This is a genomic window from Rathayibacter sp. AY1D9, assembly GCF_002932395.1.
Classification (GTDB): domain Bacteria; phylum Actinomycetota; class Actinomycetes; order Actinomycetales; family Microbacteriaceae; genus Rathayibacter.
The window spans coordinates 59619-76045 of record NZ_PSVQ01000014.1 but is presented as its reverse complement, the minus strand read 5'-3'; the positions used below and the strand labels follow the sequence as shown (position 1 = coordinate 76045).

Below are 16427 nucleotides of genomic sequence, written 5' to 3'. Positions count from 1 at the left end.
CTTGAGCACGTGCGGTTCATGCTGGTCGAGTAGCCCCAGCGAGCCGTATCGAGACCCCCGCCAGCGCCTTCGCCCGATCTCGACGCGCGCCGACTCCGAGGCCGCCCGCGTCTACCGCCACCTCAAGGAGGTGTTCGGCGCCGACGGCCCGCGCCGCATCCGGAAGACCGTCGAGCGCGCCGAGCCCAAGGGCGACGCGATCCCGTTCGGCAAGGGCCGCGACCCGCACGACCTCGGCGACGTCCTCGACTCCCTCACGGTGAAGCTCGGCTGGACGGCGCCGCTGGCGCAGGGCGACCTGATGTCGTCGTGGACGGCGATCGCCGGCGAGGAGACCGCGAAGCACTCGACTCCGGTGGGCGTCGTCGACGGCGTGCTGACGGTCGCGTGCGAGTCCACGGCGTGGTCGACGCAGCTCCGGCTGATGCGGATCGAGATCATGAACCACATCGCCGTGAACTTCCCCGACGCGGGCATCGCGTCGATCCGTTTCCAGGGCCCGGACGTCCCGAACTGGAAAAAGGGTCCCAGGTCGATTCCAGGGCGTGGTCCGCGCGACACCTACGGCTGAGGACGCATTTTCGGTCGACCGCCGATCTTTCGCGCCTCAGATCGCCGTCCAGCGCTTCGGATCGACCCGGCACGCGGTAGAATGGAGGGCCGCCGAACCGCAGTGACGCCGCCGCGCGGGCGATCTCCAGATCACCGTGCGCGTCGCGACGGACCGTCAGAGGAGAACTCCACAGCTATGACTCACGAGCCGAACGACTCCACGTCACCCGCAGCGAACGACCTGGACGCGAACGGCTCAGCAGCCCCCTCCGCTCCGCACGAGAGCATGTCGACCAAGTCGTCCGGCGACTACGGCGCGAACCAGATCCAGGTCCTCGAGGGCCTCGAGGCGGTCCGCAAGCGCCCCGGCATGTACATCGGATCCACGGGTCCGCGCGGTCTGCACCACCTGGTCTACGAGATCGTCGACAACGCCGTCGACGAGGCGCTCGCGGGCTACTGCGACAACATCGAGATCCTGATGCGCGCCGACGGAGGCGTCACCGTCTCCGACAACGGCCGCGGCATCCCGGTCGACATGCACCCGACCGAGGGCATCTCCACGGTCGAGCTGGTCCTCACCGTGCTCCACGCCGGCGGCAAGTTCGGCGGAGGCGGCTACGCGGTCTCCGGCGGCCTGCACGGCGTCGGCTCCTCCGTGGTCAACGCGCTCTCGACGCGCCTCGACGTCGAGGTCAAGCGCCAGGGCGCCGTGTACCGGATGAGCTTCACCGACGGAGTGCCGGACGCCCCGCTCGAGAAGGGCGAGGCCAGCGACGAGACCGGCACGACGATCACCTTCTGGCCCAACGCCGGCATCTTCGAGACGGTCGAGTTCGACTACGAGACCCTGCGCGCGCGCTTCCAGCAGATGGCGTTCCTCAACAAGGGCCTGCGCATCGCGCTGACCGACCAGAACGAGGTCGAGTTCGAGGGGGAGGGCGAGAACGAGACCGAGGGCGACCGGACCGACGTCTTCCACTACGAGAAGGGCCTCGTCGACTACGTCGAGTACATCAACTCGCTGAAGAAGTCGGACCTCGTGCACTCCGAGATCATCGACTTCGAGTCCGAGGACACCGAGCGCCGCATCTCGCTCGAGGTCGCGATGCAGTGGACCACCGCCTACACCGAGAGCGTCCACACCTACGCCAACACCATCAACACCCACGAGGGCGGCACCCACGAGGAAGGCTTCCGCGCCGCGCTGACCACGCTGGTCAACCGCTACGCGCGCGCGAACAACCTGCTCAAGGAGAAGGACGAGAACCTCTCGGGCGACGACATCCGCGAGGGCCTCACCGCCGTCGTGTCGATCAAGCTCGGCGAGCCGCAGTTCGAGGGCCAGACCAAGACGAAGCTCGGCAACACCGAGGCGAAGGCGTTCGTGCAGCGCGTGGCCGGCGAGCAGCTGGCCGACTGGTTCGACCGCAACCCGAGCCAGGCGAAGGACATCATCCGCAAGGCGATCCAGGCGGCCTCGGCCCGCATGGCGGCGCGCAAGGCGCGCGAGACCGCCCGCCGAAAGGGCCTGCTCGAGGGCGGCGGCATGCCGGGCAAGCTCAAGGACTGCCAGTCCAAGGACCCGTCGATCTCCGAGATCTTCATCGTCGAGGGCGACTCGGCGGGCGGATCCGCGGTGCAGGGCCGCAACCCCGAGAGGCAGGCGATCCTCCCCCTCCGCGGCAAGATCCTCAACGTCGAGAAGGCGCGGCTCGACCGTGCTCTCGGCAACAACGAGGTCCAGGCGATGATCACGGCGTTCGGCGCCGGCATCGGCGAGGACTTCAACCCCGACAAGGCGCGGTACCACAAGATCATCCTGATGGCCGACGCCGACGTCGACGGCCAGCACATCACGACGCTGCTGCTGACGCTCCTCTTCCGCTACATGCGCCCGCTGATCGACCTCGGCTACGTGTACCTCGCGCAGCCGCCGCTGTACCGCCTCAAGTGGTCGAACTCCCCGCACGAGTACGTCTACAGCGACCGCGAGCGCGACGCCCTGATCGCGCACGGCTCGGCGACCAACAAGCGCATGCCCAAGGAGAACGGCATCCAGCGCTACAAGGGCCTCGGCGAGATGGACTACAAGGAGCTGTGGGAGACCACGATGGACCCCGCCACGCGGACCCTCCTCCAGGTCACGCTCGACGACGCGGCCGCGGCCGACGAGATCTTCTCCACCCTCATGGGAGAGGACGTCGAGTCCCGCCGCTCCTTCATCCAGAAGAATGCGAAGGACGTGCGCTTCCTCGACATCTAGCTGTCGAGGAAACGGACGTCCTTCGAGAGGCGGCAGCCGGGCGGTCCAGTGGACCGCCCTCGCGACCACCTCGAACACGTGACGGCGGCCCTCGATGGGCCGCATCCTCGACCAGAACGCGACAGAGGCCCTCACCGGCCCGCACACCGACGACACACCTGACACCCAGCGCGACCGCCGCCCCCGCTCGTCCGGGGCACGGACCCACCTGAGAGACCAGAGATCATGGCAGAAGAACCCACCACCCCCACCGGCCCGGACGAGAGCGACGACATCGTCACCGAGACCGGTGTGGTGATCCACGGTCACGACAAGATCGAGCCGGTCGACCTGCAGCTCGAGATGCAGCGCTCCTACCTCGACTACGCGATGAGCGTCATCGTCGGGCGAGCCCTGCCGGAGGTGCGCGACGGCCTGAAGCCCGTGCACCGCCGCGTGATCTACGCCATGTACGACGGCGGCTACCGGCCCGACAAGGCGTTCTCGAAGTGCTCGCGCGTCGTCGGCGACGTGATGGGCCAGTTCCACCCGCACGGCGACTCCGCGATCTACGACGCGCTGGTCCGCCTGGTGCAGCCGTGGAGCCTCCGCTACCCGCTCGCGCTCGGTCAGGGAAACTTCGGCTCCCCCGGCAACGACGGCGCCGCCGCCCCCCGGTACACCGAGACCAAGATGGCGCCGCTCGCGCTCGAGATGGTCCGCGACATCGACAAGAACACCGTCGACTTCCAGGACAACTACGACGGCCGCACGCGCGAGCCGGCGATCCTGCCGGCCCGGTTCCCGAACCTCCTCGTCAACGGCTCCGTCGGCATCGCGGTCGGCATGGCGACCAACATCCCGCCGCACAACCTGCGCGAGGTCGCCGCCGGCGCGAAGTGGGCGCTCGAGAACCCGGACGCGACGCGCGAGGAGCTCCTCGAGGCGCTGCTGCAGCGGATCAAGGGACCCGACTTCCCCACCGGTGCGCAGATCCTCGGCGTCCGCGGCATCCAGGACGCGTACCGCACCGGCCGCGGCTCGATCACGATGCGCGCCGTCGTCTCCATCGAGGAGATCCAGGGCCGCACCTGCCTCGTCGTCACCGAGCTGCCGTACCAGGTGAACCCGGACAACCTGGCGATCAAGATCGCCGAGCTGGTCAAGGACGGGCGCGTCTCGGGCATCGCGGACATCCGCGACGAGACCTCCGGTCGCACCGGCCAGCGCCTCGTCGTCGTCCTCAAGCGCGACGCCGTGGCGAAGGTGGTGCTGAACAACCTCTACAAGCACACGCCGCTTCAGGAGAACTTCGGCGCGAACATGCTCGCGATCGTCGACGGCATCCCGCGCACCCTCTCGCTCGACGGCTTCATCCGCGCCTGGGTCGACCACCAGGTCGAGGTCATCGTGCGCCGCACCCAGTACCTCCTCGACGAGGCGGAGGCGCGGATCCACATCCTGCGCGGCTACCTCAAGGCGCTCGACGCGCTCGACGAGGTCATCGCCCTCATCCGCCGCTCCCCCACCGTGGAGGAGGCGCGCGACGGTCTGATGGAGCTGCTCGACATCGACGAGGTGCAGTCCCGCGCCATCCTCGACATGCAGCTGCGCCGCCTCGCGGCCCTCGAGCGCCAGAAGATCATCGACGAGCACGACCGGATCCAGGCCGAGATCGAGGACTACAAGTCGATCCTCGCGAGCCCAGAGCGCCAGCGCACGATCATCTCGGACGAGCTCGACGAGATCGTCGACCGCTTCGGCGACGACCGCCGCACCGAGATCCTCTTCGGATTCGACGGCGACATGAGCGTCGAGGACCTGATCCCCGAGGAGGAGATGGTCGTCACCGTCACCCGCGGCGGCTACCTCAAGCGCACCCGGAGCGACTCCTACCGGGCGCAGCACCGCGGCGGCCGCGGCGTGCGCGGCGCGCAGCTGAAGGCCGACGACATCGTCGAGCACTTCTTCGTCACCACCACGCACCACTGGCTGCTGTTCTTCACGAACACCGGTCGCGTGTACCGCGCCAAGACCTACGAGCTGCAGGAGGCCGGCCGCGACGCCAAGGGCCAGCACATCGCGAACCTGCTCGCGCTCGAGCCGGGGGAGCAGATCGCGCAGATCCTCGACATCCGCGACTACGAGGCGGCCCGCTACCTCGTGCTCGCCACGCGCGACGGCCTCGTGAAGAAGACGGCCCTCTCGGAGTACGACACGAACCGCTCCGGCGGCATCATCGCGATCAAGCTGCGCGACGGCGACGAGCTCGTCTCGGCGCTCCTGGTCGAGGAGGACAGCGACGTGCTGCTGGTCTCCCGCAAGGGCATGTCGATCCGCTTCACCGCGTCCGACGAGGCGCTGCGTCCGATGGGCCGCTCCACCTCCGGAGTCCGCGGCATGTCGTTCCGCGGAGAGGACCGCCTCCTCGACGCCAACGTCGTCAGTGACGAGGGCTTCGTGTTCGTGGTCACCGAGGGCGGCTACGCCAAGCGCACCGCGGTCGACCAGTACCGCCTCCAGGGACGCGGCGGGCTGGGCATCAAGGTGGCCAAGCTGGAGGAGAAGCGCGGCGACCTCGTGGGCGCCATCATCACCGGAGAGGACGACGAGGTGCTCGTCGTGCTCGCCAGCGGCAAGGTGGTACGCTCTGCGGTGGCCGAGGTACCGGCCAAGGGTCGCGACACCATGGGAGTCGTCTTCGCACGATTCGCTGAGGACGACCGCATCATCGCACTCGCCAAGAACACCGAACGCAATCTCGACGCCCAGGACGAGGATCCCGACGCCGCGGCGCCGGCCGAGTCCGCCCCGGTGTCGGAGGAGGATGGGTCCGTAGATGAGTAGCACCGTCGCCGAGAAGCTCGCCAGGAAGTCCGCGAAGAGCCCGGCGGCGAAGCAGGTCCGCCTGAAGCTCGTCTACGTCGACTTCTGGTCGGCCGTGAAGCTCTCGTTCCTGCTGGGTCTGACGCTCGCGATCATCACGATCGTCGTCGTCTACCTGGTCTACACGGTCCTGGCCCAGACGGGAGTGTTCGACGAGGTCAACGGCCTCGTGCAAGACATCGCCGGCGCCGAGGCGTTCGACCTCAACACGATCATCTCGCTGCCGCAGGTCATGGGCTTCGCGATCGTCGTCGCGGTGCTGAACACCATCGTCACCACCGCGCTCGGCGCGATCGTGGCGCTGCTGTACAACCTCAGCGTCAAGATCACCGGCGGCCTCCTGGTGGGCTTCACCAACCAGTAGGGCGCACGGTCCGGCCGATTGGGATTCCTGCTCGATGTCGGGTAGAGTCTCCTCTGGCCATTCCGGGGGTATAGCTCAGGCGGTTAGAGCGCTTCACTGATAATGAAGAGGTCCCAGGTTCAAGTCCTGGTACCCCCACCCGGTCCGAACGGCCCGTCACCTCGCGGTGGCGGGCCGTTCGACTCTCGGAGACGGATCGCCCCGTCTCCGGCCCGGGGCCTTAGCTCAGTTGGTAGAGCGCCTGCTTTGCAAGCAGGATGTCAGGAGTTCGAATCTCCTAGGCTCCACACTTCCTCCCCTCTCGCGGGTGCTCCCCTCACAGGCCCTTCTGGTCTCCCGGCCCACGGCACTCCGGGTCCTCCGCCGTCGCGGGGTCACCGTGTCGAGGTCTTCGGCGGCCTCTCCTGTCGCCCGCCGCGCGGCCGTGCGATCGAGGCCGCCGCTCGGACGGCCGAGCCGCCCGCTCAGCGGTCCACGCAGGCGAGGCCGAGGAACTGCTGGACCGAGAGGGTCTTGGACGTGCCGTCGCGTATGTCGCCGACGATGATCTCGCCGACGGAGAGCGTGTCGAACTGCTCGGCCGTGAAGACGACCGGGCGGGCGAGCACGGAGCGGTCGGTCGCGTAGGCGCCCAGCGAGAGGTCGACGCCGAGCGGGAACCGCTCGATCACCGTGTCGGCCGGCCAGACCGTGGATCCGGAGAGGTCGGTCGCGCCCAGCTGCGTGACCGGTGACGGGGAGACCCAGCGGGTGACCCTCCGCAGCCCGTCGCCGATGGTCAGGGGGGCGGAGTCGGAGGCGGCGAGGTCGAGGCCGTCGACGGATCCCGAGCACACGACGACGACGCCGAGGACCTCGCCGCGCTCGCCGCCCCGTCCGAGCCCGACCGCGGCCGTGGTCACCGGCTCTTCGGAGGCGCATCCCGAGAGCGCGAGGGCGCCGAGCAGAACGACGGTGCTCGCGAGCGCAGCGCGACGGTGCATGGGTCCTCCCGCGGCCACCCTACGCGGGCAGGGCGAGGGCCAGAGCGGCGAGAGCCTGCGGAAGGGAGGGAGCGCCCTCCGCCCGGAAGACCACCTCTCCGGCCGTATCGCGCACGACGACGGTGGGGGTCGAGCGGACACCGGCGGCCTCGGCCTCGACGGGGTGGAAGGCCACGTCGCGCTCGCGGATCTCGGCGGCGGGGACGAGCTCCGAGGCCCGCTCCAGCACCGAGCGCGCGGCATGGCAGGCGCCGCAGAAGGCGGAAGTGTAGAGCTCGACGATCACGACGAAGGGAACGCCGGGGCGCGGCCGGGGATTCCCGGGCACCGTCAGCGGAGGAGCCAGGCCTCGTTCATGGTCAGGGCCGCGTCGACGAGCTCGACGCGCTCCAGCTCCTCGACGTCGCTCAGGGGGAACCAGGCGGCGGCGTCCGTGGAGCCGTCCACCTCGTGCGTGAGCTCGCCGCCCACGACGCGGGCGCGGTAGACGACGCGGATGGCGTGCAGGGGGCCGGCCTCGGGATCGCTGCGGCGGTGCGCGGGGATCACGTGCGAGTCCACGCCGATGAGGGCCTCGAGCTCGGCACGGTAGCCCGTCTCCTCGAAGATCTCGCGGACCGCGGCGTCGGCGGGCGACTCGCCCTCGTCGATCCCGCCGCCCGGAAGCGTCCAGGCCGACCAGGGGCCCTGGCTCCAGTGCGCGAGCAGCATCCGCTCGCCGTCGATGATCACGCCGTACGCGGCGACCCGGATGTCCACCGCAGAAGCCTAACCCGGGCATGCGAAGGAGCCGGACCCCCTGAGGGGCCCGGCTCCAGCGACGAGAACGTCAGGAAGCGGTCGAGGCCGCGTTCTGCGCGGCGCTCTGCGGCTCGTCCTCGGCGACCCACAGCTCGTCGTCGGCGCGGAACGTCTGCCAGACGGCGTAGCCGATGCCGCCGACGGCGACCAGCGCGGCGCCGATCGCGAAGACCGTGCCGACCTTGCTCTTCTTCTTCGGCGGAGTGGTGAGCTCCTCCCAGCGCGCCTTCGAGATCTCGGCGAGCTTCGCGCGGTTCTTCGAGTCCTTGGCGGCCTCGAAGGCGGCGGCGGCCGTGCCGCCCACAGCGGCGAAGGTCGGGACGACCTTGTGCTTGTAGGCGTTGCGGGCCGAGGAGTACGTGCCCTCGACGGCCGAGACGCCGTTGTCGTAGACCGGCTTGACGCGCGAGTCGTACGTGTCCTTGACGAAGGGGACGAGCTCCTTCTTGGCGTACTTCGACGCGTGGCGGCGGCTCTTCTCGAGCACGGAGGCCGCGTGCGCCAGCACCTCCTGCTGCTCGCCCCAGACCGCCTCGGCGTTCTTGCGAAGACGCTTGAGGTCCTTCTTGTGCTTACGTGACAGACCCATGTTGGTCCTCCATCGGCTACGAGCAGCGAACGCCTCAATACTGCCACTCATCGATCGGCGTCCGCATCGCGCACCCAGCGCATTGACACCGGGCGTTGCAGGGGCCTACAGACACGCTGTGCGAGAATCCGAGCATGCCTTTGCACACCGCAGTCGCGACGTTCCACACCAACAAGGGCGACATCGTCGTCAACCTCTACGGGAACCACGCTCCCAAGACGGTCCGCAACTTCGTCGGTCTCGCGACCGGCGACATCGAGTGGACCCACCCCGCCACGGGTGCGAAGACGAAGGAGCCGCTCTACAACGGCACCGTCTTCCACCGCATCATCCCCGACTTCATGCTCCAGGGCGGCGACCCGCTCGGTCAGGGCATCGGCGGCCCGGGGTACCAGTTCGACGACGAGATCAACTCGGAGCTCGACTTCACCCAGCCCTACATCCTCGCGATGGCGAACGCCGGCAAGCAGGCGGGCCGCGGCACCAACGGCTCGCAGTTCTTCATCACCGTGGCGCCGACCACCTGGCTCCAGGGCAAGCACACCATCTTCGGCGCCGTCGCCGACGAGGAGTCGAAGAAGCTCGTGCAGTCGCTCTCGGCTGTTCCCACCGACGGCCGTGACAAGCCGCTCGAGGACGTCGTGATCGAGAGCGTCGAGATCACCGAGGTCTGATCGCCTCATCCACCACTCATTCGAGGGCCGGGTCCGTCAGGGCCCGGCCCTCGTTCTCCCCGGAGGCACGTCCGTGACCCAGGTCCCGCCGAGCAGCACCTACTCCTGCTACCGACACCCCGACCGGCAGAGCTTCGTGCGCTGCCAGCGGTGCGGCCGCACCATCTGCGGCGAGTGCCAGACGCCCGCTCCAGTCGGCGTGATCTGCCCGGACGACATGGCGCAGCAGCGCGCCACCGCGCCGCGCACCCGCGGTCCCCTCCTCTCCCGCGTGCGGGCCATGACCCGCGCCGACCAGCCGACGGTGACCTACGCGATCATCGCGCTCTGCATCGTGCTGTGGATCGTCGAGATCCTCCCCTTCGTCGGCGGGCCGGCGGTCAACGCGCTCCTGTACGCCCCCGCCTACACGCTCCCCGGCTTCGGTGCCGGCTTCGAGCCGTGGCGGATGCTCACCTCGGTGTTCCTCCACAGCACGTCGCTCTTCATCGTCATCCCGTTCCACCTGGTGCTGAACATGTACACGCTGTGGGTGTTCGGCATGGTGCTCGAGCGGATGCTGGGCCGCGGGCGGTACCTCACCCTCTTCCTCCTGAGCGGTTTCGCCGGGTCGGTGGGCGTCCTGCTCCTCGCGAACCCGCTGACCCCGGTGATCGGCGCCTCCGGTGCGATCTTCGGGCTGATGGGCGCGTACCTGGTGATCCTCCGGCATCTGGGCGGTCAGGCGTCGCAGCTGCTGGTGCTGGTCGGACTGAACCTCGTCATCGGCTTCCTGCCCGGGATGAACGTGGCGTGGCAGGCGCACGTCGGCGGTCTGGTGGCCGGCGCGCTCATCGGGCTGGTCTTCACGAAGACCCGGCAGCGCGCCCAGCGGCGCACGCAGAACCTCCTCGTCGGGCTCATCGGAGTCGGACTGGTCGCGATCACCGCCGGCGCCTACGTCCTCGGCTGATCCCTCCCCCTCCCGCAGCGGCGGGTCCGGCAGTGCCTCGCGCACTCCCGGGCCCGCCGCTTCGTCGTTCCCGCGGTGACCGTCTCCACCGCTGTCCACAGGTGCTCTCAACAGGTGGGGAGGAAGTTATCCACAGAGTTGTTAACACTGGGGAGAACGTCCCGGGTGTCCTCCTCGGGAGGACGATCCGGGGACGGCGGCGCGTCCGAGGACCGGCGGACTGGTGCGGATCCGGGCCCTCCTCACCTCGAGCAGGCCAGCGCGGCGGGGACCGCGGAGTTCTCCACAGGAGATTCCACAGCTGGGGATAATTACAGCGGTGTAGTTCTCCGGCGGACGGCCACCAGGGCCGTCGCCTCACGGTCGTTGTCGCGGTGCAGCGAGGTGGCGAACCCGGCCGCCTGGAACGCCGAGGCACTCGCCGCGGCCTGATCCGCGCCGACCTCGATCACGACGACGCCGTGGGGTGCGAGCCACGCCCCCGCCTCCTGAGCGATACGGCGATGCAGGGCGAGCCCGTCCGACCCGCCGTCGAGCGTGAGCATCGGCTCGTGCACCCGGGCCTCCGGCGGCATGAGCGCGATCGCGGCGGTGGGGACGTAGGGGGCGTTGACGACGACGACGTCGATCCGCCCGCGCTCACTCCCGGGGAGCGCGTCGAAGAGGTCGCCCTCGTGGACGTCGGCGCGGCCTGCGAGCGTGCGGCGCGCGCAGGCGACGGCGGCGGGGGAGAGGTCGGCCGCGAGTAGGCGGACGTCGGGCCGCTCCTCCGCGATCGACCGGGCGAGGGCGCCGGATCCGCAGCAGAGGTCGAGCACCACGGCGCCGTCCGGGAGGACCTCCAGGGCGCAGTCGACCAGCCACTCGGTGCGCATGCGGGGCACGAAGACGCCGGGTGCGACGGGGACGCGCAGGCCGCGGAAGGCGACCCAGCCGAGGATCTGCTCGAGGGGCTCGCCCGTCTCGCGGCGGCGGAGCAGCAGCTCGAGGTCGGAGGAGGAGCCGGCGGCCTCCTCGAGCAGGCCCGCCTCCTCCTCGGCGAAGACGCAGCCGGCGGCGCGCAGACGCTCCACCGACGACGAACGCCCCGTCGGCGGACCGGACGGGGCGTCGTTCACGACTGGGGGAGGCTCAGCGCCAGCGCGTCGTCATCAGGAAGCCGATGAACGCGATGCCGAAGCCGATCAGGATGTTGAGGTTGCCGAGATCGGGGATCGGCAGGGTGCCCTGGCTCACGTAGAAGACGATGATCCAGGCGAGTCCGAGCAGCATGAAGCCGAACATCACCGGCTTGAACCAGACCGGATTCGGTGCGTTCTCGCCGGTCCGGGCCTCGTCGCGCTCGGGCTTCGGGCTCTTCGTCGCTCGTGCCATGCCGACCACTGTACCTGGCGGAGGCTCCGGGCCGGGAGCACCGGGGCTGCGCGGGTGCTGTGCGGACTCGCGGAGCGGCCGGTGCAGGCGCTCGAGTGGTCCCATCGGCCCTCCTCAGGCGGCGACTCGGGAGGGCTCTCCACAGGTCCGGATCATGCGCCACAGCCGGTCACGGCTCGCGCCTAGACTCGTCGCATGACCGCCCAGAACCCCGACGGGGCGGCTCTGCGGCCGCGAGCGAAGCGACGGAGGGCCCGCCCGGTCCGACGACTCTCGTTCTTCGGAGTCGTCGGCGAGCTCCTGATGACCGCCGGCGTCCTGGTCCTGCTCTTCCTGGCCTGGCAGCTCTGGTGGAACGACGCGGTGATCGCGGGCCGGCAGACGACGCAGGCGGCGGAGCTCCGCGAGACCTGGGGCGATTCCTCTCCGGCACCGCAGCCGACCGAGGCCGCCCCGGCGGAGCCGGTCGTCGCGTCGGTCGCCGCCCTCGACTCCTCCTTCGGCAACCTCTACATCCCGCGCTACGGCGAGGGGTGGGTGCGCACGATCGCCGAAGGCATCGACGCCGAGAACGTGCTCGACGAGGGGAGCATCGGCCACTACCCCGGGACGCAGATGCCCGGGCAGGCCGGCAACTTCGCGCTCGCCGCGCACCGCAGCGCGTACGGCGGAGGCATGCACCTGATCGACGAGCTCCAGCTCGGCGACCCGATCTACATCGAGACGGCGGACGGCTGGTACACCTACCGCTTCCGCAACCTCGAGTACGTCCAGCCCTCCGACGTCCAGGTGATCGACCCGGTCCCGTGGACTCCGGACGCGGCTCCGACCGACCGCCTGATCACGCTGACGAGCTGCAACCCGCTCTACTCGACGGCCGAGCGGATCATCGCGTACGGCGTCTTCGACTCGTTCCAGCCGCGGTCCGCGGGCGCCCCCGCCGAGATCGCCGCCTCGCTGGCTCAGGAGGGCTGACCGTGTACGCAGCGCTGTGGCGGCTCCTTCCCGGGCCGTGGTGGGTCCGGCTCCTGATCGTCCTCGTCCTCGTCGCGGCGGTCCTGGTCGCGCTCGACGAGTGGGTGTTCCCCTGGGTGCAGTCGCTCGTGCTCGACCGGAACGTGACCGTCGGCTCGTGACCGCCGGCGCGGCCCCGCGGATCCTGGTCGTCGACCACCACGACAGCTTCGTCTTCACGCTCGTCTCGTATCTCCGCGAGCTCGGTGCCGAGGTCGACGTGGTCGAGGGCGACGACCTCGGCACGACGGCGCTCCTGGCTCGCGCGGAGGAGGCGGACGGAGTCCTGGTCTCACCCGGGCCGGGCCGTCCCGGGGACGTCCCCGCGTCGACGGCGCTCGTGCAGCGGGCGGAGGCGACCGGGCGGCCGCTGCTCGGAGTCTGCCTCGGCCACCAGGTGCTCGCCCACGCTCTCGGCGCCCGCGTCACGGAGGCGCCGGAGCTGCTGCACGGCCGGACGTCCGCGGTCCTCCACGACGGAGATCCGCTCTTCGACGGCCTGCCCTCCGGATTCGCCGCGATGCGGTACCACTCGCTCGCGGTCGACGGTGAGAGCCTTCCCGAGGAGCTGCGGGTGACGGCGCGGACACCGGAGGGAGTGGTCATGGCCGTCCGGCACCGGAGTGCTCCGCTCGTGGGCGTGCAGTTCCATCCGGAGTCGGTCCTCACCGAGGGCGGGCGGCGCCTTCTCGAGAACTGGCTGCGCGAGGTGAGGCCGGGCGGAGCATCCGTATCGGCCGACGACACGCCCGGACTCTCGATCCCGGCTCGATGAGGCGGAATTCGCCGGGCTTATCGGGCTCGTTATCGAGTCGGAAGCATTGAGAATGATCAGCGACCACCGTCCCCCGAACGGGGATGCCGCCCTGAGTGCGTTCTCACGTAGAAATCCGCCATCTGACGGCTAAATGACGGCGGGCGGAGGAGAACGCCGCGACAGGGTATGAGCGTGACCTTGTCCACCCCCTTGCGCACCCCCCGATCAGGTGGCGGGATTTGACGGGCTCCCGGCGGAGGATGCGGCCCCTTTTCGCTGCATAATCAGAGGGCGTCGACAGGGGGTCGGCGCCACAAGAGAAGTCCGGGGGGACCAGATGGTCGCATCGATCTCCTGGGCTTTCTCGGGAATCCGAGAGCTCGAGAATCTCGGACCGCGCATCGTCGTCAAACCCGGCACCGTTCCGAGCATCACCGGTTCGGGATTCGGCACCGCCGATCTGAGCGTCGTGCTGATGACGGTCTCGCCTCTGCGCGTCCTCCGCGGGACGTGGCCGGCCGACGACACCTCCTTCCTCACTTTCAGCTTCCTCATCGACGGCTTCGTGCGCATGGTCGCCCCGGACCGAACGGTGCTGCTGCGTCCGGGCTCGATCTCGTACCAGCAGGGGACGACGACGTTCACGACCGAGTCGACGACTCCGGCCACGATCCTCCACCTCTCGCTGCGCGCCGACGAGATGCGCCGCTACGGCTTCGACACGTCGGCCCCGGTCTACGCGCTCGACCCCGACGCCCGGTCCACCCGCGCCGCGTACGCCTTCACGACCGCCTTCGCCCTCGCGGCGGAGTCGGGGACGGGGCTGCCCGGCGAGGGCGAGGTCACCGGCTTCGCCCACGTGGTCAAGCAGCTCCTCACCAGCGCGTTCCTCGCGGCGGCGAGCTCGCAGCCCGGCACCACGAGCGTGCGAGCCGCCACGCTCGGGCGCGCGCGCACGGTCATCGACCGGACGCACCGCACGCCGCGCTGCACTCCGGAGGCGGTGGCCGACGCGGTCAACGTGTCCACCCGCTCCCTCCAGCGGCTCTTCGAGGATGCGGGCACCACGGTCGCGAGCGAGATCGAGCGATCCCGGGTCGCCAGCGCCGTGGAGCTCCTGCGCCGCCGCCCGCGGGAGGTCCCGCTCGAGGCGATCGCCGCCGCGTCCGGATTCTCCTCGGCGGACCACCTCCGCCGTGCGCTCAAGCGCCGCGAGGGGCTCACCCCGAGCGACATCCGCGGCAGGATCGCGCGCCCCGCCGATGGATCGGCAGCCGGCGAGGTCGTGCTGCTCCAGCCCCCGCTCGCCGACGCGCGCAGGGCCTAGCCGTTCAGCTCGGGGCCGTCGGCCCCCGTGGAGCATCGAACCCGACGAGCAACGTCCGGACGAGCCCTTCTCGGCGCGCAGAGCAGCGACCCGGCCTCCACCGGGCACCGTCGGCCGACGCCGCAGCCGCAGCGGGCTGCAGGCCGGGTCAGCCCGCGCAGTATCCGAGCTGGACGGTCGATCCCTGCGGGACGTCGCCCGGAGCCAGGGACTGGGTCGTGATGGGCGGGTTCGCCCGGGTCGCGTCGCAGGTCTCGTCCGGGACCTCGACCCCCACGAGCTGCAGCTTCTCGGAGGCGAGGGTGGCCAGTGCGCTGCTGAGGGACGTCCCGACGAGGTCGGGGAGCGTGACCTGGCCGGAGGAGACCGTGAGGTCGACCGGCGTGCCCGGGGCGACCTGCTGTCCCGCTCCGGGGGAGGCGGAGAGCACGACGTCGCCCGGGACGGTCGGCGAGTTCTCGCGGGTCTGGGAGCCCTCGACGAAGCCGACGGCGGTGAGCGCGTCGATGGCCTCGGCGAGGCTCTGCCCGACGGTGTCCGGCACGGCGACGGGCTGGGGGCCCTGGGACACGACGATGCGGATGACCGTCTCGGGCGCGACGATCGTGCCCGAGCCAGGATCCGTGCGGATCACCTCGCCCTCGGGGACGGTCGAGCTGTACTCCGCGACCTGGCTCGGCACGAGGTCGAGCTCGGTCAGGGTCGACTGCGCGCTGTCGTAGGTGGTCTCGGTGAGGGTGGGGACCTCGCGCGACTGCGACGGCAGCGTCGACGCGGGCTGGAGCGTCAGCACCCAGATCACGAGTGCGGCGACGATCACGGCCAGCACGACGATCGAGGACCAGATCCAGAGGACCGGCGGGCGGCGCTGGGTGCGGACGATCGAGTTGTCCTCGGCCAGCTGGCGGAGGGCGAGCTCGGAGTCGTTGACTCCGCCCTGGCTGCGGGCCGCGAAGAGCGAGGTGGTCAGCTCGTCGATCGGGCGGTGGTCGGGGAGGCGTCCGGCGGCGGCGTCGCGCAGGTCGTCACGGAACTCCGCAGCTCCCTGGAAGCGCTCGTAGCGGTCCTTCGAGAGTGCTCGGGCGACGACCGCGTCGAGTGCTGGGGTGACGGCCGGGTTGATGGAGCTCGGCGCCGGCGGCGTCTCGCTGACGTGCTGGTAGGCGACGGCCACCGGGGTGTCGCCGCGGAAGGGCGCACGGCCGGTGAGGAGCTCGAAGAGCACGATGCCGGCGGAGTAGAGGTCGCTGCGGGCGTCGACCTGCTCGCCCTTCGCCTGCTCGGGGGAGAAGTAGGCCGCGGTGCCGAGGATCGCCGTGGTCTGAGCGACCGTGGCGGCGGAGTCGGAGACGGCGCGGGCGATCCCGAAGTCCATCACCTTCACCTGGCCCGACGGGGTCAGCATGATGTTGCCGGGCTTGATGTCGCGGTGGACGACGCCTGCGCGGTGCGAGTACTCGAGGGCGGTGAGGATGCCCTCCGTGATGCGGACGGCCTCGTCCACGTCGAGGGGGCCCTCCGCGATCAGGTCCTTGAGGAGGCGGCCCTCGATGTGCTCCATGACGATGAAGGGCCGGCGCGACTCGGCGCCGTTGTCGTCGAGCGAGACCTCCTCACCCGCGTCGAAGACCCGGACGATCGTGGGATGCGACATGCGCGACGCGGATTGCGCCTCCTGGCGGAACCGCAGGCGGAAGGCGGAGTCGGAGGAGAGGGAGAGCTTCAGCTCCTTGATGGCGACGGTGCGGCCGAGCCGGGTGTCGGTGCCGAGGTACACCTCGGACATCCCGCCGCGGCCGAGCCGGGGCCCGACCTGGTACCGTCCCGCGATCAGGCGACCCTCATCCGTCACGCGCACGCTCCCGCCCTGTACTTCCGTGTGGTGCGGCCCCGAGGAGCCACGGCAAGT

The 16427-nt window shown here is 70.1% G+C and carries 17 protein-coding genes and 2 tRNA genes; 12 read left to right on the top strand and 7 right to left on the bottom strand.

What is annotated here, in order from left to right; all coding sequences use genetic code 11:
- Position 1 precedes the first annotated feature (1 nt).
- From C5C50_RS08130 to C5C50_RS08105, 6 genes are all read left to right on the top strand, one after another.
- On the top strand, positions 2–571 hold the full coding sequence (locus C5C50_RS08130; protein ID WP_258067707.1) for a DUF721 domain-containing protein: 570 nt from the start codon (positions 2–4) through the stop codon (positions 569–571).
- 267 nt (positions 572–838) lie between these two features.
- Positions 839–2818 carry a DNA topoisomerase (ATP-hydrolyzing) subunit B gene (gene gyrB, locus C5C50_RS08125; protein WP_219814088.1) on the top strand — a complete coding sequence of 660 codons (1980 nt, stop codon included), beginning with the start codon at positions 839–841 and terminating at the stop codon, positions 2816–2818.
- Between the two features lie 225 nt (positions 2819–3043).
- The gene (gene gyrA, locus C5C50_RS08120; protein ID WP_104222674.1) at positions 3044–5644 is read left to right on the top strand and encodes a DNA gyrase subunit A; all 2601 of its coding nucleotides are present in this window, start codon (positions 3044–3046) and stop codon (positions 5642–5644) included.
- Positions 5637–6047 (top strand): DUF3566 domain-containing protein, encoded by a 411-nt coding sequence (locus C5C50_RS08115; protein ID WP_104222673.1) that lies wholly within the window; start codon positions 5637–5639, stop codon positions 6045–6047. The genes gyrA and C5C50_RS08115 overlap by 8 nt, the downstream gene beginning before the upstream one ends.
- 64 nt (positions 6048–6111) lie before the next feature.
- Positions 6112–6185, top strand: a tRNA-Ile gene (locus C5C50_RS08110).
- Positions 6186–6261: 76 nt separating this feature from the next.
- Positions 6262–6334: transfer RNA gene (locus C5C50_RS08105), tRNA-Ala, on the top strand.
- 177 nt (positions 6335–6511) lie between these two features.
- Here C5C50_RS08105 and C5C50_RS08100 read toward each other — a convergent pair.
- The 4 genes from C5C50_RS08100 to C5C50_RS08085 form a co-directional block, all read right to left on the bottom strand.
- On the bottom strand, positions 6512–7030 hold the full coding sequence (locus C5C50_RS08100) for a hypothetical protein (RefSeq protein WP_104273230.1): 519 nt from the start codon (positions 7028–7030) through the stop codon (positions 6512–6514).
- A gap of 19 nt (positions 7031–7049) precedes the next feature.
- The gene (locus tag C5C50_RS08095; protein WP_104273236.1) at positions 7050–7316 is read right to left on the bottom strand and encodes a glutaredoxin domain-containing protein; all 267 of its coding nucleotides are present in this window, start codon (positions 7314–7316) and stop codon (positions 7050–7052) included.
- A gap of 44 nt (positions 7317–7360) precedes the next feature.
- The gene (locus tag C5C50_RS08090) at positions 7361–7789 is read right to left on the bottom strand and encodes an NUDIX hydrolase (protein WP_104273229.1); all 429 of its coding nucleotides are present in this window, start codon (positions 7787–7789) and stop codon (positions 7361–7363) included.
- A gap of 70 nt (positions 7790–7859) precedes the next feature.
- Positions 7860–8420, bottom strand: coding sequence for a hypothetical protein (locus C5C50_RS08085; RefSeq protein WP_104232995.1), 561 nt, complete (start codon positions 8418–8420; stop codon positions 7860–7862).
- A 134-nt stretch (positions 8421–8554) separates the two neighbouring features.
- Between C5C50_RS08085 and C5C50_RS08080 the strand changes: the two genes are divergently transcribed.
- Positions 8555–9094, top strand: coding sequence for a peptidylprolyl isomerase (locus tag C5C50_RS08080; protein WP_104222669.1), 540 nt, complete (start codon positions 8555–8557; stop codon positions 9092–9094).
- 73 nt (positions 9095–9167) lie between these two features.
- Entirely contained in the window at positions 9168–10046 is an 879-nt protein-coding gene (locus C5C50_RS08075) for a rhomboid family intramembrane serine protease (protein ID WP_104222668.1), read from the top strand.
- 311 nt (positions 10047–10357) lie between these two features.
- On the opposite strand, the gene C5C50_RS08070 is transcribed toward C5C50_RS08075, so the two are convergent.
- Complete coding sequence (locus C5C50_RS08070; RefSeq protein WP_104273235.1) at positions 10358–11119, bottom strand: putative protein N(5)-glutamine methyltransferase; 762 nt, start codon at positions 11117–11119, stop codon at positions 10358–10360.
- A gap of 58 nt (positions 11120–11177) precedes the next feature.
- Positions 11178–11420, bottom strand: coding sequence for a cell division protein CrgA (locus C5C50_RS08065; RefSeq protein ID WP_104222667.1), 243 nt, complete (start codon positions 11418–11420; stop codon positions 11178–11180).
- Positions 11421–11615: 195 nt separating this feature from the next.
- Here C5C50_RS08065 and C5C50_RS08060 point away from each other — a divergent pair, with 195 nt between their 5' ends.
- The 4 genes from C5C50_RS08060 to C5C50_RS08050 all read left to right on the top strand — a co-directional run bounded on the left by C5C50_RS08060 (position 11616) and on the right by C5C50_RS08050 (position 14518).
- Complete coding sequence (locus C5C50_RS08060; RefSeq protein WP_104273228.1) at positions 11616–12395, top strand: class E sortase; 780 nt, start codon at positions 11616–11618, stop codon at positions 12393–12395.
- 2 nt (positions 12396–12397) lie between these two features.
- Positions 12398–12556 (top strand): hypothetical protein, encoded by a 159-nt coding sequence (locus C5C50_RS16940; RefSeq protein WP_167299010.1) that lies wholly within the window; start codon positions 12398–12400, stop codon positions 12554–12556.
- Positions 12553–13209, top strand: coding sequence for an aminodeoxychorismate/anthranilate synthase component II (locus tag C5C50_RS08055; protein WP_104262581.1), 657 nt, complete (start codon positions 12553–12555; stop codon positions 13207–13209). The genes C5C50_RS16940 and C5C50_RS08055 overlap by 4 nt, the downstream gene beginning before the upstream one ends.
- A 319-nt stretch (positions 13210–13528) precedes the next feature.
- The gene (locus C5C50_RS08050) at positions 13529–14518 is read left to right on the top strand and encodes a helix-turn-helix domain-containing protein (RefSeq protein ID WP_104273227.1); all 990 of its coding nucleotides are present in this window, start codon (positions 13529–13531) and stop codon (positions 14516–14518) included.
- Positions 14519–14666: 148 nt separating this feature from the next.
- Here the strand turns inward: C5C50_RS08050 and pknB are convergent, their stop codons facing one another.
- On the bottom strand, positions 14667–16370 hold the full coding sequence (gene pknB / locus C5C50_RS08045) for a Stk1 family PASTA domain-containing Ser/Thr kinase (RefSeq protein ID WP_104222663.1): 1704 nt from the start codon (positions 16368–16370) through the stop codon (positions 14667–14669).
- Between the last annotated feature and the right edge of the window lie 57 nt (positions 16371–16427).